The sequence below is a fragment of the Acinetobacter sp. ANC 4805 genome, from assembly GCF_022549495.1.
GTDB lineage: Bacteria > Pseudomonadota > Gammaproteobacteria > Pseudomonadales > Moraxellaceae > Acinetobacter.
This window is the reverse complement of the sequence record NZ_JAKZGD010000008.1, coordinates 72838-88295: the sequence shown is the minus strand read 5'-3', so window position 1 is coordinate 88295 and position 15458 is coordinate 72838. Positions and strand designations below refer to the sequence as shown.

Sequence of the window (15458 nt, the reverse complement as noted above, 5' to 3'; positions counted from 1 at the left end):
AGGAACTTGGTTATTCTATAATCTAAAAGTTTTATTCAACTCGGGGAAGATACAAAAATGAAAAAAATAGTTTTAGTTTGTGTGCTGGGAATGTTTGTAACTTATACAAATGCGCATTCGGGTGGTACAAATAAACAAGGTTGCCATACTAACAGCAAAACAGGTGATTACCACTGTCATTAAAGTCTACAAGAGGTCAAAAGACCTCTTTTTTATGAGTTGAAATAAAATAGTAATGTAATCATTAATGCAAAAGCCCCATACAAAGTATGAGGCTAACTTTAAAAATTAGTTTGTTAATACGGAGATTTCGGCAGTTGTATAGCCTCGCTCATAAAGGATACTGTGAATCGCATTTTTTATGCTTTGGCAGTTGGTTTTTTTAAACCTTTTAAAAAGTTCAAAGTCACAGTGATGACTTAAATTGAACTTTATTTCGAGCGCTTTTGAATCTGGAGTTGAATAAAGAGAAGTTAAAAACTTACGTATTCGGGGTCGCATATAAACTATTAAGCAATAAAGATGTACTCATCATATCAAGTCTATAAAAATTGAAAAGAGATTTTTTATCATGTCATTTTATTGATAGCGGCTGAGTAATGCTAAAAACTCTTTTAACTCTTCTTTATTAATCGCATCTTTATCTTTGATTACATGCTCTTTTAGATGTGCTTCAATCAATTGATTCATTAATCCATTCACAGCACCACGGACTGCAGCGACCTGTTGCAGTACTTCTATGCATGATTTGTTAGGGTCGGCCAAACTCTGCTCAACGGCGTTGATTTGTCCTTGAATACGCTTAACCCGATTTAAAATTTTTTTGTCTTGATGCAAATGAGACATAGCATTTCTGTCCAAACTAAATATACTGTAGGGGAGTATTATTGATGGCATAAAAAAATGCAATATCTAAGTAATGTTAAAAGCAACCATACGCATCAATTCGATGAAGGAAATCCGCTAGCGCAGAAGAAAATTTTAATTGCGACAATCCTGACGGGCGTCATGATGGTCTTTGAAATTTTTGGAGGTTGGTTCTTTAATTCGATGGCTTTACTTGCAGATGGCTGGCACATGAGTTCACATATGCTGGCATTGGGCTTAGCATATTTCGCATACCGAATGGCACGTAAATATTCACAAGATCAGCGATTCTGTTTTGGTACATGGAAGATAGAAATTTTAGCTGGATACTCTAGTGCGATCTTACTCATGGTTGTGGCATTGTTTATGGGAATACAATCGGTGGAGCGCCTATTTAATCCCGTCAATATTCACTATAACGAAGCAATATCAATTGCAGTGATTGGTCTTGCTGTGAACTTTATTTGTGCTTGGTTACTACACGATAGTGGGCATCATCACCATCATCACCACGAACATGATCACCATCATGATCATGGACACCATCACCATGATGAAGATGGGCATCATGAACATGATTTAAATCAGAAAGCGGCTTTCTTACATGTCGTTGCAGATGCTGTGACTTCTGTATTAGCGATCATTGCATTATTTGCAGGTAAATTTTTTGGCTGGGATTTCTTAGATGCAGTTTTGGGTATTGTAGGTGCATTTCTAGTCGCACATTGGTCTTGGGGGCTTATTCGCGAGACAGGCAAAACTTTACTGGATGCTGAAATGGAACATCCAGTTGTTCAAGAAATTCAGGAAGTCATTGATGACTTAGATAGCCGAATCGTAATTACTGATATTCATGTATGGAAGGTAGGTAAAGGTAAGTTTTCTTGTATCTTGTCACTAGATGTAAGCAGTTTAAATATCACGGCAGATGAAGTCAGAAAAGCCTTATCTATTCATGAGGAAATTGTGCACGTTTCAGTAGAAATTAATACAAGTTCTAGACTCCAAGCTGCAGTATAAAAATAGATAAAAAGGAGCAGCTCATTTGAGCTGCTCTTTTTTTATATGCTTAGTTTAATGATAAGCCCTAAAATTGCAGCAGCACCGATGACTCTTAATACACTTTGATTGAATTTAAAGAGAGCAATACAAGCGAGTATGGTTATTACTGCAGCTATGTAGTCAAATTGCCCCTCAAACCCTTTTGGCCATAGTACATGGTAAGCAAAGAAGAGGGCCAAATTAAGAATTACGCCGACAACGGCTGCGGTAATTGCTGTCAGTGGTGCAGTAAATTTGATTTGATTGTGAGTGGATTCGATTACGGGTGCTCCACCGAGAATAAACACAAACGAAAATAGGAAGGTGAACCAAGTAACAATTGTTGCTCCAAAAGCACCAGCTAAAAACTTATGTTCAGGCCCTAATAGGTCAAGGTTGTACCCGCCCATAAACCCAACGAAAGCAACGACCATAATGAGTGGGCCGGGTGTGCTTTCACCCAACGCTAAACCATCGATCATTTGGGTTGGTTTAAGCCACTCATAGAAGTTAACAGCACCTTGATATACATAAGGTAAAACCGCATAAGCTCCACCAAATGTCATTAAGGCTGCTTTAGTGAAAAACCAAGCCATTTGTGTATAAGCGTGAGACCAGCCATAAGCTACTGTCAGTAATGCTATAGGGAGACACCACAAAATAATTGCAACAACCAGCAATTTAATCAAGCGAGACCATTTGAAAATGGCATGTTCAGGTGTGGGCGTATCATCATCAATAATTGCTTTCCCGTAGTCTTTGAGACTTGATGCGTGAACATTGCTAGTGAATAATTTTGGGTCAAATTTACTTAAGAGATAACCACTTAAAGCAGCCAGCAGCACAATAAGGGGGAACGGAACATTAAAGGCAAAAATGAGAATAAATGCGGCACATGCAATAGCATACATATATTTATTCTTCAGTGACTTACTGCCAATACGATAGGTTGCATGAAAGACGATAGCGGTGACAGCAGGTTTAATGCCATAAAAAAGCCCTGCAATGACAGGTACATTTCCAAATTTTGCATAGACCCATGAAAGACCGATGAGAATAAAAAGGGAAGGTAAAATGAAAAATAGTCCGGCTATGATACCGCCTTTTGTTTTGTGCATTAGCCAGCCAATATAGGTTGCTAATTGTTGTGCTTCAGGCCCCGGAAGCAACATGCAGTAATTGAGCGCATGCATAAATCGCTTTTCAGAGATCCATTTTTTTTGTTCTACCAATTCTTGGTGCATGACAGAGATTTGGCCTGCAGGCCCGCCAAAGCTGATAAATCCGAGTTTTAACCAAAACAGTATGGCCTCTTTAAAGCTAACCTCTGGATTGGGCTCGAAATCGTTTTCTTGCAATTGATTCATGAATTCTCGCCTTTAAAATTGGTATATAGACCATCAAAAATGTGATTGGATAATTCCATCAACTGTTGATCAGCATGAATACTGCTTCTTAGTCCTTGTAATATTTTTTCTAGCCCAAGTGCTTCTGGTGGCTCATTTCCGCCAATATCTAGGTAATGGACAATTTCAGCGATTTTCAGAAGTGATTTATCGGCTAAATTAAAGCTGTGTAAAAGTACTTCGAATGACACAAGCTCACCAACATGGGTAAACGTTGCACCGTCAAAATCAAAACCATAAGCATCTGCTGGACAATCTTTAATATCTTGTAGCCAAATAAAAGTAGGGTCTTTATCAATAAATTTTTGAATGAGCCACGTACAAGCTAAACGATCCACCCAAGGTCGTTTTCGCGTAGCCCAAGTTTTAGATTGGAAGTCATGAAGATTAAGAGAAGGTAGATCACTATTTATAGAAGAGGGCTCATTTGATTCCCCTAGGTGATGAATTTTAAGTTCGAGTTTTGATATCGCGTTTAAGGCTGTGTTTTGTAATTCATTAGGAAAGAAATCAATATCGATGAGAGATGAAAGTTGCTTTCTTAATTTTCTAATGCTTTTTAAATGTTCATTTTTTTGCTCAACATTCAGTGAACTCTCTATTTCATTCAGTTGTAGCAAAAATTCAGAGTATTCACTTTTTCTATTAAATAGTTGAATTAAGTCTAAATTATTGTTGCTAACGGAATCGAATAGATAGGCAATGCCATCGGCACTTTGATGCTCGTCAATAATGGGGTCAAAGCGCTGCTTTTGTTCATTAGGTAGCACATAGACACCATCACGCAGAGTTGCTGCGCCACAGCTTTTGATGGAACGCCAAATTCTCATTCGAGCAGAAGAGTTTTGTGTGGAAAGGCTAGAAATGAGGATGCTTATATTCATGTTATAAACTCTACAAATTTTGTATATTTTATAACAAATAAATTTGACGTGATAATTTTTATACTTAATTAGTTATTCAGGGAATCTGATATATTGTTTGCTGATATACGTAAGGATCATCCCTTTCAATCACTGAATCTAAGAAATTTTCGGGTATTGTACAGATCTATTTTGCGGTAGTTTTTACGGTAAATGTAGAACAAGAATTGATGAAATTTATTAAAAATCAGTGTCTTGGATTGTGTCTATTGTGCGCGCTGAGCGCTACGAGAAGCGGACTGAAAAGTTGAGAGAATCCTACCGTAATACAAGCCAGATCTATCCTGATGCAGCGGATTTAAAACTGGAACTAAGTCTAAATGACGGTGGAAATGAAATTATCGATTTGCGACAGTTAGAGCGATTTTTATCAAATTTCCAAAATAGTTTACCCACAGTATTTTGGTATCGAACGCAGGTGGTCTATCGTTTTTATCGGATTGTGCGTGATGATGTTCAGCAGCGTTATGTGATCCACTTTTATCTGAGCTTTAACCGATTACTCTATTCTGATCCTTTGGGATATTGCAATGATAGCAGAGAGCACTGGATGAGAGCGACTGGATATCTGGGCACATGCGTTTATCCAGAAATGCATCATCAGCTTTCCGATGCTGATGCACAAAAAGCGCTGAGAATTGATCGGATTATGCCAGAAGAAGCGGGCTGTCCTTTGGGTGCATTAAATAGCATGCCGGAGAATCAAACGGGTCAGTTTGGGCTTCCGAATAGAATCTGCATTTACCCTAAAGGATTTAAATGGTTTGATGGAGCACCTGTACGGCGCTGAAAATTTATATGAGTGTCCTGCGCTTGCTTGACGCTCTACATTGCGCAGATTATCCTTAACCTGCTGACCTACATTGTCAGCGGGTTTTAGCAGACCCATTTACACACAAGCACATCAAAAAAGTAATTTTTTGGTGGCGAACTCGTTCGTTCCTCCTCCGTTGCGGTAGGGCGAGGGAGGGACGCCTTGTGCGTGCTGATTCTTGTGTGTCAGTCTGCTAACCCTCTCTCGTTCTGCCACCATTATTTAGCAGTAATTTGGTAGAACTCTTTCACACAAGGAGTACGCCATGCGCTTACATCAAGACCGTCTTTTATATTTCTCTTTTTTCATGTTTGTGCCGTTGGGTGATTAGACCTGACGCTGTGCAGTCAATGCATAGCTGTGTCCATGACTTTCTAAGAATAAAACTTTTTCAAGTACATATTACCGATATGAAGATGAATCTCTCATGCTGTTTTGAGGGGCGTAGATTTGTGTGCTTTATCGTCTATAACACTTCAAAAAAACATAGATATTCATTCCAGCATTTATGACATGGGGAACACTGCGTCTGATTAAGACCAGTGATGCCTATAAAAAAGAGAAAATGATGATGTTTAAAACTTTCCTAAAAACGACTCTGATTTCATCACTACTTGCAGGCGCATCATTGGCGCAGGCAGGCTGGTTTGCACAAGCCAGTGAATCCTACCTTGTTCAAGCACGTCATACAGGTGGTGGGGTTTATCAATGTCTTTATAAAACCAATCCTGGCAACCGTGGTTGGCGTAATTTCACGGTGAACTTTCAAGGTGGTTGTCCACGCTTTGTTTACTTTAATGCGCAGAATGGTCAAGTCACTGTGCCCAACTAAATGAGGGGAACATTCAAATGACCCAAAAAACCATATTGGGCTTGGCGGCAATCTTAGCCCTGACCTTGATCAGCATCGCAGGCTTCTACTTCTTTAGCCCTAAACACGCAACTGAAAAAACGGTTCCAGCCAGTACGTCTGAGGTCAGCTCTGCACAACCTTTAGAATCCGCCAGTTCAGAAGCAGTATCCACTGAGATTGCAGCGGCAGAAGTGGATGGCATCGATGTCAAAGAATTGACCACGGGAAGCAAGCGTTTGAGTCCATCAGATCATGAACCTGAATTGCTGAGTTTTGAGTTTGATCAAAACCTTAAGGCGGTGGATACCTTACTGTCGATGCTGCCTTATGATGAACTGCCTGAATTTGAGCAGGACAATATAGACAAGTATCAGCGCTATATCTTTGCCAAAGCCGCAAAAGATACAGGCAAATCAGTGCAAGACTTTAGCTTGCAAGAACATGGCGCATTGGAGTCGGAGCAAGCGGGTAATCGCTACTACGTTTATAAATTTGATAACGGCACAGACTGTGAAATCCATTTGGCCAGCATTGATTTAAATACAGGCGATTATGGCGTGAGCTATAACTACTGTTAAGGATGAACTTGATGAAGCAACTTTTAAAACCCTTACTCCTCGCAGTGACTACAACGACAGGCATCATGTTGAGTGGCTGTAATGCAGGTCTTGATCCAAACACGTTTACGGTCGAACTCGATGTAATTGATACCAGTAACTGGTATGCCCAAAATCAATCCGCTACGGTATTAACGATCCGTTCTAACAGTGCAGATCCGATTGATGTGACCAATGTGCTGATCAACAACGGTGAATGCAGTTATGAAGGTTATCGCCGATCATTGGAATATCCGCAGCATTTTAAAATGGGTTTGCGTTTAAGGCTGAAATTAACCGGTTGTGGCTATGACAATGTAGTGCGTGTCGATGTTGAAACAGAAAAAGGCACTGCAAGCTACAGCTTTCAATAGCGGCCTTTAACTCTAAAAGACGAACCAAAATATCAATCAAACCGTGTCCTCCATGGGCACGGTTTTTTTATGTCCTCAATTCGCTCTTCGCACTGAATTCATTTCGCAAGGAATACCCATGTCTTTTATTCGATGTCCCTACTGTCAGTCTACCCAGGTCAGACAAACCGATTCAGGCAATGCGCATGCCAATTATTTTGAGCAACTACAACGTTGTATTTCCCCCACACAGATGGCGATGTTTGGCATGCAGGTCGCTCGCAAGTCAGGCTTTTCACCGCTCTTCGGTGCAGCTGTTGGGGTAGTGGTGGGTGGCGTACTGGTGGTGGTGAGTCAGTATGCCTTTGAAAAATACTACAGCAATGCCGAGCAGTATCTCTGTCTGGATTGCCAACAAGCGTTTGCATGGGTGCCGTAATCGCATCTCTGACTTTACACGGTTACATCTTTAAATAGATGGATTGTTTAAACCCTTACAGCACATTTCTGCATCTTTACATCTTTCACTTTTATTTAAGGAATAATCAAAATGGCACATCAACTTGAACAAATGGCGTATGTCGGACAAACCCCTTGGCACGGTCTGGGCAATCAACTTAGCCAAAATCAACCGATTGAAGTCTGGGCCAAGCAAGCAGGTATGGATTGGCGTATTGAATCCTCCAATGTCAGCTACATGGCTCAAAACGCGCGTGGGCAAAGCATCATCATGCCGTATGAAGAACAACGGGTACTGTACCGTTCAGATACCCATGCTCCTTTATCGGTGGTGAGTCAGCGTTATCAAGAAGTCCAACCGATGGAAATTCTGGAGTTCTACCGTGATCTGACTGAGCAATCAGGCTTTGAACTGGAAACCGCAGGTGTCCTAAAAGGTGGGAAAAAGTTCTGGGCTTTGGCACGTACAGGACAAACTGCAGAATTGAAAGGTGGAGATGTCAGCAATGGCTATATTCTGCTAGCAACCGCATGTGATGGTACTTTAGCCACCACCGCACAATTCACCAATATCCGTGTGGTGTGCAATAACACCTTAGCGATTGCCTTACGAGGGCAGAGTTCCAATGCAGGCGTGGTCAAAGTACCGCACAGTACTAAGTTTGATGCCGACAAAGTCAAAGATCAACTCGGTATTTCAGTGAAAACATGGTATGACCACATGTATGAAATGAAACAACTCACCCAACGTAAAGTCACCCAGAAAGAAGCAGCAGCTTATTTTGATGCGGTATTTAACAATAATAGCCTAAGTGCGATGGAACAGGAGGATAACATTATTCAGTACTACCGTAATGTCGCGTCCCAAGCCAATCCACAGCCCAATAAAACTGAACCGAATGGACGTGCCATGACCAAAGTCATGAATATGTTTAATGGGCAGGGACGTGGAGCAGACTTATCTTCAGCCAAAGACACCTCCTATGGACTACTTTGTGCGATCACCGAGTTTGTCGACCATGAACGTCGAGCAATGAGTACTGATCACCGCCTCGATTCGGCATGGTTTGGTGCAGGGGCAGCATTGAAACAACGTGGATTGGAACAAGCTTTACGCATGTTGGCCTAACTGTAAGTAATCTATTGATAGCCTAAGCAGATTCATCACCATACTTAAACGCTCAATCTTACAAATACTTAACTCATTCATTCAAAAGCTGTGTCTACGGACACGGCTTTTTTTATGTCCAAAATTTAACAATGACAGGAAATAGTTATGAACACAGCTTTAATTCAACCAAACAATGCAACACTAAATATACATGCTAACCGACCAAAACTGTTTACTGCAAAACGCTTCGTAGAGACCAAAAATATGACTCAGGTCGAATGGCTAGAAGTCCGTAGAAAAGGTATCGGTAGCAGTGACTGTGCCGCTGCTTGTGGTCTAAACCCTTATATGTCGATATTGGAATTGTGGATGATTAAAACAGGACGTATTCAACAGAATATCGAAGATGAAAGCGAAGGCCATGCACCGCTGTACTGGGGTAAGCAGCTGGAACCTTTGGTGGCAGAGTTCTATAGCATGCACACCAATAACAAGGTGCGACGGATCAATGCGGTACTTCAGCATCCTGATCCCGATAAACACTTTATGCTAGCCAATCTGGATTACAGCGTGGTCGGCAGTGATGATGTTCAGATACTGGAATGTAAAACAGCAGGTGAGCATGGAGCAAAATTGTGGCGTGATGGTGTGCCTTTATACGTGCTGTGTCAGGTGCAACATCAACTGGCCGTAACTGGTAAACAGGCAGCGCATGTTTGTGTCTTGATCTGTGGGCATGAAACCAAGATCTTCAAAGTGACACGGTCTGAATCCGTGATTGAGCATATTGTTAAAGCAGAACGATATTTCTGGGAGTGTGTGGAAACGGATACTCCTCCATCAGTCGATGCCAGTGAATCCGCAGCTAAAGCGATTCAACAACTTTATCCAGCGCATGTACCTTTAACCGTAGAGGATCTCTCGCAAAATGAAAATGCCAATTTGATGTTCGACCAGCTCATCAAAATGAAAGAAGAGATTCAGCATAAGCAGGAATGCTTTGACCAGCTTAAACATGAAATCCAGATGATGATGCAAGACAAGGAAAGGGCCGTCTTTGCTCATGGCTCGGTAGTTTGGAAGAAAGCCAAGGATTCTATCAGCCTCAATACCAAAGCATTGCTTCAGCACCAGCCTGAACTCATTGAGCTTTATCCACTTCAAAAACAGGGTAGTCGTCGATTCAACATCTTTACCGACTAGCCTGTTTCAGCCCATTTAAATAGCAAGGCGCAAAAACCGCTCCCCGCCCTCCATTCACTAGGCATAGAGGGCAAACGGTCGCGGCTTTTGTAGCGAGCTATATACATATTTCTTGAATCAGGTGATCTGCATAAAGCTGGATGATCTGTACAAAATCAAATTGAGGAAAATAAAATGATTAAAGGTTTAGCGATTACACCCCCTACGCTGGGGCGTATCAGTATTGGCCGGGTAGTAGAAAAGAATGGTAAACGCCTACCTGAAAAAGATGATCAGTTCACCATTACTTCCCAGATCCAAAGCAAAGAGAATGGCTGGATAAAACATCCCCTGGATGAACAGCTTCGAGCGAATGTACCCAATCAAAAGCTACGTTCAATCCCGGTCAGAATGATCTTTAATGATCCTGATCTGAACTTACGCGCGGAGTATAGCTTGTTTGACCGACAGACTGGACGGCCAGTCTGTGTCGGCAATGGTGAAACCTGCCAGCGTTTAACCAGTCAAGGGGTCGAGCAACATTCATGTCCATCCCCTGATTTATGCCCATTGGCTCAAGGAGGGAACTGCAAGCCCTACGGTCGCCTGCATGTGAATTTGGATGATTCTGATGAATTTGGCACCTTTATCTTTAGAACCACAGGCTTTAACAGTATTCGAACTTTGGCTGCGCGACTGAGTTATTACCATGCAGCGTCTAATGGTTTGTTATCTTGCCTCCCATTGCAGTTGATATTGCGTGGTAAGAGTACGACACAGAGCTATCGTCAGCCAGTCTATTACGTGGATCTGACTTTAAGAGAAGGGATTAGCTTGAATGAGGCGATTATTCAGGCGAAGCAAATTGATGAACAGAGCAAGCAGGCGGGGTTTTATCAGGAAGCTTTAGACTTTACCGCAAGGAAGGGTTTTGCCAATGCACGGTTTGAAACGGATATAGAGGAAGGGTTAGAGGTGCTGGAGGAATACTACCCTGAACAAGAACAAAACCGAACGGTGGAGCAACAAGCTTCGCATGAAGGGTTTGTGCAGGATATTCAGCAGGGGTTGCAGCAATCAGTCAGACCCGTCAACTAATCGGTTGGTTGGAGAAGAGCAGCTTTCCAGGTTGCTCTTTTTTACGACAGTATTAGTCGTGGGAGTCGTCAAAGTACTATTTTAGCTATAGTTATCTCGTTAAAATAACAAGACTTAATTAATCTCTATTTTTTTTGTTAAGTGCATGACTTTTAATAGGTCGTAGATATGCTAACTTAGCAACATTGTTTAACATTAAGTATAAAACCAAAGCGGTTGATCTTGGATTGAGGAAATAAAATGCATTCATTGGAACAAAAATTTCTAAATGACTTAGATGACAAGCTTTGGAAAGCCGCCGATAAATTACGCAGCAGTCTGGATGCCGCTAACTACAAGCATATTGTTTTAGGACTGATTTTCTTAAAGTACGTATCAGATGCTTTTGATGAACGGCAATCAGAACTCAAAGAATTGTTTGCACAAAAAGACGATCACAACATCTATTACATGCCGCGTGATCAGTACGACAGCGAAGAAGAATACCAACAGGCTATTGCTGATGAACTAGAAATACTGGATTACTACCAAGAAAAAAACATATTTTGGGTGCCAAAAGCAGCACGTTGGTTAAGTATCCGTAATGCAGCAGCACAAGCGATTGGCTCTATCATTTGGCAGGATGAACAAGGGCAAGATGTCAAACTACGCTCTGTATCCTGGCTGATTGACAATGCCTTTGATGAAATTGAAAAAGCCAATCCAAAGCTTAAGGGCATTCTGAATCGTATTGGACAGTACCAGCTGGACAATGACAAGTTGCTTGATCTGATCAATACTTTTTCTGACACCAGTTTTACCAAGCCTGAATATAATGGCGAGAAACTCAGTCTGCACAGTAAAGATATTCTCGGGCATGTCTACGAATACTTTTTAGGACAGTTTGCTTTGGCTGAAGGCAAGCAAGGTGGGCAGTACTACACGCCTAAAAGCATCGTAACTTTAATCGTTGAAATGTTGCAGCCTTATAAAGGTCGTGTGTATGACCCTGCAATGGGTTCAGGTGGATTCTTTGTATCCAGTGAAAAGTTTATTGAACAACACGCACAGGAAAAGCATTACAAAGCCTCCGAACAGAAAAAGCATATTTCTATTTATGGGCAGGAAAGCAATCCGACCACATGGAAGTTGGCAGCTATGAACATGGCGATTCGCGGGATTGATTTTAATTTCGGTAAGAAAAATGCTGACAGCTTTCTAGATGATCAGCATCCAGACTTACGCGCCGACTTTGTCATGGCCAACCCACCTTTTAATATCAAGGATTGGTGGCATGCTTCGCTAGAAAGTGATGTACGTTGGAAATACGGTACACCGCCACAAGGTAATGCCAACTTTGCTTGGATGCAGCACATGCTACATCATCTGTCACCAACAGGCAGCATGGCACTTTTACTTGCCAATGGTTCGATGAGTTCCAATACCAACAATGAAGGCGAGATTCGTAAAAACTTGATCGAAGCTGATCTGGTGGAATGTATTGTCGCGTTACCGGGACAACTGTTTACCAACACGCAAATTCCAGCTTGTATTTGGTTCTTGACCAAAGATAAAAAGAACGGCTTATCCTTGGATAAAAAGAAAGCCAACCGTGAAGGCAAGACGCTGTTCATCGATGCCCGTAATTTGGGCTATATGAAAGATCGCGTACTGCGTGACTTTACCGATGCTGATATCGCCAAAATCACCAATGCTTTACATTCTTGGCAACAAGGCGAAAATTTTGAAGGCAAAGCGTATCAGGATGAGAAAGGTTTCTGTTTCTCTGCTGAGTTAAAAGATATTCAGAAGCACGACTACGTACTGACTCCGGGGCGTTATGTTGGTGCAGTAGAGCAGGAAGATGATGGCGAGCCATTTGCTGAAAAAATGCTACGTTTGACTGCTCAGCTCAAAGAGCAATTTGCTGAAAGTGCTGTCTTGGAAAGTGAGATTAAAAAGAATCTAAAAGGCTTGGGTTATGAGTTCTGATCATCCTTTATTGCAGGAAATTCAGAAGGGTGAAAGTCAAACCCTCGAATTTAAAGAGCAGTTACCGAAAGGACAACAGGTGGCAAAGACCCTGATTGCTTTTGCCAATACCAGTGGTGGTAAATTGGTGGTGGGTGTGAGTGATGATCGCCAACTCGTAGGTATTCAAGATGATATTTTTGAGTTGCAAGATCAGATCACTTCGATGATCAATGAACTGTGTGTGCCAAACATTCTGCCGTATATCTATATCGAGAATATCCAAGGCATAGAGTTGCTGGTGATTGAAGTCAGCCGTGGTTCATTGTTGCCTTATTATCTCAAGCCACAAGGCAAGGCACAGGGAACCTATATCCGTCTAGGTGCAAGTAATCGTGTGGCATCGCCTGAGTATATCCAGCAACTCGAATTGCAGCGTCTGAACCAAACTTTTGATGAACAGCCGAATCCGCAATACAGTTTAGATGACATCGATTTACAGCCTTTAAAGCAAGCCTTTGCTGAGGTGGGTAAAGAGCTGTCTTTGCAGAAGATGCGGAATCTTAAATTGATTATTCAGCAGAATGGACAGGATTACCCAAGTCATGGGTTACTCATTTTGTTAGGGCTTTATGAGCAGGTTGAGATTAAATGCAGTCGCTTTAAAGGCACGACCATGACCGTATTTTTGGATAAAAAAGAATACCGTGGAGACTTGTTTAGCCAGTTGAAGCAAACAGAGCAATTCATCAAGAATCATCTGCATCTACGGGCAGAAATTTTAGGGTTACAACGTACAGAAAGCTATGAGATCCCTATTCCTGCAATTCGTGAAGCCTTGGTGAATGCAGTGTTGCATCGTGACTATAGTAATGCAGGGCGTGATATTAAGGTTGGCATCTATGATGACATCCTGAATATTGTATCCCCGGGTGGCTTGCCCAATGGTCTGACTGAAGAAGATTTGGCTCAAGGTCGTTCCGAGATCCGTAACCGTGTTTTGGCGCGTGTGTTTAAAGAGCTGGGTTATATCGAGCAGTGGGGCAGTGGGATTGCTCGTATTAAAGATCTATGTTTGCAGGCAGGTAATGCAGAACCTCAACTGAAAGCACAAGGTGATTTTGTCGATTGGGAGTTTTACCGTCCTTCGACTGAGAAAATAGGTGGCTCAATAGGTGGCTCAATAGGTAGCTCAATCCAAGAAACTATGCTGACAGATCGTCAAAAAGAGATTTTAGTTTTAATTCAGCACAACCCGAAAGTTTCCTATCGTTCTATGGCAGAGCAGCTCGGTATTAATGAGTCAGCAGTGAAAAAGCATCTGAATCATTTAAAAGATGCAGGCTGGCTGGAGCGTGTGGGTGGAACTCGTGGCTATTGGGCGATTAAGAAAGAATTTGGGGGTGGGGTGTGACTGTTGATTGGTCTTATGTACGATTGAAAGATTATTGTACAAAAATTGGGAGTGGCTCTACACCAAGGGGCGGGGCTAATGTATATCTTGATAGTGGAAGCGTTTGCTTAATTCGCAGTCAAAATATTTATAACGATGGATTTAGCGAGAATGGGTTAGTTTTTATTTCTAATAGTGATGCAGAGAAATTAAATAATGTAGAAATAGAGTTGAATGATGTTCTAATTAATATTACAGGTGATTCTGTTGCCCGAGTTTGCTTAGCTCCTAAAGATAAATTACCTGCAAGAGTTAATCAGCATGTAGCTATTATCAGAACAGTAAAAAATGAGCTTGATCCAAAGTTTGTTAGATATTTTTTGACTGATAGGAATACACAAAATCATTTGCTAACGTTAGCGGGAACAGGTGCGACAAGAAATGCTTTAACCAAAGGAATGTTGGAAGAGTTTTTAGTTCCGAAACCTGATATTTTGATTCAAAAAAAAATATCTAAGATTCTTTCTGATCTTGATGAAAAAATTCATCTAAATAATCAAATTAACCAAACACTAGAATCCATCGCCCAAGCCATTTTTAAAAGTTGGTTTATCGACTTTAACCCTGTGCGTGCCAAAATTGCAGCTAAGCAGGAAGGTAATGATCCTGAGCTTGCTGCGATGTGTGCGATTAGCGGTAAAAGTGAAGCGGAAATTGAGCAAATGGCAAAAGATGATTTTGCTGAATTACAGGCGACTGCCGCGCTATTTCCTGATGAGTTAGTAGAGAGTGAGTTAGGGGAAGTGCCGAAGGGGTGGGATGCAACAGCTTTAGGAAATTTTCTTGAAATTAAACGAGGTGGCTCCCCTAGACCAATTCAAAACTTTATGGCACCTACAGGATATCCATGGGTTAAGATTGCTGATGCAACAGCTGATCCTTCGCCTTTTTTATTTAAAACAAAAGAATTTATTATAAAAGAAGGGCTGAGAAAAACTGTTTATCTCAAAAAAGGTTCGTTAATATTAACAAATAGTGCAACTCCTGGATTACCTAAGTTTTTAGAATTAGATGCATGTATTCATGATGGGTGGTTATATTTCCCTCAAAAACAACATTTTTCAGATAATTACTTATATTTCTTATTCTTAAAATTAAGAACTCAACTAGTTGCTCAAGGTAATGGTAGTGTTTTTACAAACTTAAAAACAGATATTTTGCGTAATCAAGTTGTTTTAGTACCAACTAAAGAGGTTATTGAAAAATTTGATCTTCAAGTTGGCAAGATATTAGAAATGATGAAAACTCAGTGTATTCAATCCAGTAATTTATCTGATTTGAGAGATGCTTTATTACCAAAGCTACTATCGGGTGAGTTGGACGTGTCGGGTTTACAAATCGAGGTGGCTTGA

Annotated in this window: 15 protein-coding genes and 1 pseudogene; 13 read left to right on the top strand and 3 right to left on the bottom strand. The window is 41.2% G+C overall.

Annotation, left to right across the window (positions count from 1 at the left end):
* The first annotated feature begins 57 nt into the window (after positions 1–57).
* Positions 58–183 (top strand): YHYH domain-containing protein, encoded by a 126-nt coding sequence (locus MMP60_RS12020; protein ID WP_004644597.1) that lies wholly within the window; start codon positions 58–60, stop codon positions 181–183.
* 396 nt (positions 184–579) lie between these two features.
* Here the strand turns inward: MMP60_RS12020 and MMP60_RS12015 are convergent, their stop codons facing one another.
* On the bottom strand, positions 580–846 hold the full coding sequence (locus tag MMP60_RS12015) for a metal/formaldehyde-sensitive transcriptional repressor (protein WP_004644596.1): 267 nt from the start codon (positions 844–846) through the stop codon (positions 580–582).
* Positions 847–903: 57 nt separating this feature from the next.
* Between MMP60_RS12015 and dmeF the strand changes: the two genes are divergently transcribed.
* Positions 904–1887, top strand: coding sequence for a CDF family Co(II)/Ni(II) efflux transporter DmeF (gene dmeF / locus MMP60_RS12010; protein WP_002123401.1), 984 nt, complete (start codon positions 904–906; stop codon positions 1885–1887).
* Between the two features lie 41 nt (positions 1888–1928).
* Here the strand turns inward: dmeF and chrA are convergent, their stop codons facing one another.
* Positions 1929–3275, bottom strand: a complete 1347-nt coding sequence (chrA, locus tag MMP60_RS12005) for a chromate efflux transporter (RefSeq protein ID WP_002123392.1) — start codon at positions 3273–3275, stop codon at positions 1929–1931.
* A complete protein-coding gene (locus MMP60_RS12000; protein WP_241336470.1) occupies positions 3272–4198 on the bottom strand; it encodes a chromate resistance protein ChrB domain-containing protein in 927 nt (308 codons plus the stop codon). The genes chrA and MMP60_RS12000 overlap by 4 nt, the downstream gene beginning before the upstream one ends.
* A gap of 259 nt (positions 4199–4457) precedes the next feature.
* Between MMP60_RS12000 and MMP60_RS11995 the strand changes: the two are divergent.
* From MMP60_RS11995 to MMP60_RS15955, 11 genes and pseudogenes are all read left to right on the top strand, one after another.
* Positions 4458–5027 (top strand): annotated as a pseudogene (locus MMP60_RS11995) (hypothetical protein); the annotation flags it as partial.
* 595 nt (positions 5028–5622) lie between these two features.
* Positions 5623–5883, top strand: a complete 261-nt coding sequence (locus MMP60_RS11990) for a hypothetical protein (protein ID WP_075400249.1) — start codon at positions 5623–5625, stop codon at positions 5881–5883.
* A 17-nt stretch (positions 5884–5900) separates the two neighbouring features.
* Positions 5901–6482: a hypothetical protein gene (locus tag MMP60_RS11985; RefSeq protein ID WP_075399982.1), complete on the top strand. Its 582-nt coding sequence runs from the start codon at positions 5901–5903 to the stop codon at positions 6480–6482.
* A gap of 11 nt (positions 6483–6493) precedes the next feature.
* Positions 6494–6874, top strand: coding sequence for a hypothetical protein (locus MMP60_RS11980; RefSeq protein ID WP_038349929.1), 381 nt, complete (start codon positions 6494–6496; stop codon positions 6872–6874).
* Positions 6875–6992: 118 nt separating this feature from the next.
* Positions 6993–7292 (top strand): hypothetical protein, encoded by a 300-nt coding sequence (locus MMP60_RS11975; RefSeq protein ID WP_002126054.1) that lies wholly within the window; start codon positions 6993–6995, stop codon positions 7290–7292.
* Positions 7293–7403: 111 nt separating this feature from the next.
* A complete protein-coding gene (locus tag MMP60_RS11970) occupies positions 7404–8441 on the top strand; it encodes a DUF932 domain-containing protein (RefSeq protein ID WP_241336468.1) in 1038 nt (345 codons plus the stop codon).
* Between the two features lie 147 nt (positions 8442–8588).
* On the top strand, positions 8589–9626 hold the full coding sequence (locus MMP60_RS11965; protein ID WP_241336467.1) for a lambda-exonuclease family protein: 1038 nt from the start codon (positions 8589–8591) through the stop codon (positions 9624–9626).
* A 174-nt stretch (positions 9627–9800) separates the two neighbouring features.
* Positions 9801–10703 (top strand): hydrolase or metal-binding protein, encoded by a 903-nt coding sequence (locus MMP60_RS11960; protein WP_241336466.1) that lies wholly within the window; start codon positions 9801–9803, stop codon positions 10701–10703.
* Between the two features lie 240 nt (positions 10704–10943).
* Positions 10944–12674 (top strand): class I SAM-dependent DNA methyltransferase, encoded by a 1731-nt coding sequence (locus tag MMP60_RS11955; RefSeq protein WP_241336465.1) that lies wholly within the window; start codon positions 10944–10946, stop codon positions 12672–12674.
* Positions 12664–14067, top strand: a complete 1404-nt coding sequence (locus tag MMP60_RS11950; RefSeq protein ID WP_241336464.1) for a helix-turn-helix domain-containing protein — start codon at positions 12664–12666, stop codon at positions 14065–14067. The genes MMP60_RS11955 and MMP60_RS11950 overlap by 11 nt, the downstream gene beginning before the upstream one ends.
* On the top strand, positions 14064–15458 hold the full coding sequence (locus MMP60_RS15955) for a restriction endonuclease subunit S (protein ID WP_241336463.1): 1395 nt from the start codon (positions 14064–14066) through the stop codon (positions 15456–15458). Before MMP60_RS11950 ends, MMP60_RS15955 begins: the two co-directional genes overlap by 4 nt.

Coding starts and splice junctions, on each gene's coding strand:
- MMP60_RS12020 (WP_004644597.1), top strand. CDS start 58: ATGAAAAAAATAGTTTTAGTTTGTGTGCTGGGAATGTTTGTAACTTAT.
- MMP60_RS12015 (WP_004644596.1), bottom strand. CDS start 846: ATGTCTCATTTGCATCAAGACAAAAAAATTTTAAATCGGGTTAAGCGT.
- dmeF (WP_002123401.1), top strand. CDS start 904: ATGCAATATCTAAGTAATGTTAAAAGCAACCATACGCATCAATTCGAT.
- chrA (WP_002123392.1), bottom strand. CDS start 3,275: ATGAATCAATTGCAAGAAAACGATTTCGAGCCCAATCCAGAGGTTAGC.
- MMP60_RS12000 (WP_241336470.1), bottom strand. CDS start 4,198: ATGAATATAAGCATCCTCATTTCTAGCCTTTCCACACAAAACTCTTCT.
- MMP60_RS11990 (WP_075400249.1), top strand. CDS start 5,623: ATGTTTAAAACTTTCCTAAAAACGACTCTGATTTCATCACTACTTGCA.
- MMP60_RS11985 (WP_075399982.1), top strand. CDS start 5,901: ATGACCCAAAAAACCATATTGGGCTTGGCGGCAATCTTAGCCCTGACC.
- MMP60_RS11980 (WP_038349929.1), top strand. CDS start 6,494: ATGAAGCAACTTTTAAAACCCTTACTCCTCGCAGTGACTACAACGACA.
- MMP60_RS11975 (WP_002126054.1), top strand. CDS start 6,993: ATGTCTTTTATTCGATGTCCCTACTGTCAGTCTACCCAGGTCAGACAA.
- MMP60_RS11970 (WP_241336468.1), top strand. CDS start 7,404: ATGGCACATCAACTTGAACAAATGGCGTATGTCGGACAAACCCCTTGG.
- MMP60_RS11965 (WP_241336467.1), top strand. CDS start 8,589: ATGAACACAGCTTTAATTCAACCAAACAATGCAACACTAAATATACAT.
- MMP60_RS11960 (WP_241336466.1), top strand. CDS start 9,801: ATGATTAAAGGTTTAGCGATTACACCCCCTACGCTGGGGCGTATCAGT.
- MMP60_RS11955 (WP_241336465.1), top strand. CDS start 10,944: ATGCATTCATTGGAACAAAAATTTCTAAATGACTTAGATGACAAGCTT.
- MMP60_RS11950 (WP_241336464.1), top strand. CDS start 12,664: ATGAGTTCTGATCATCCTTTATTGCAGGAAATTCAGAAGGGTGAAAGT.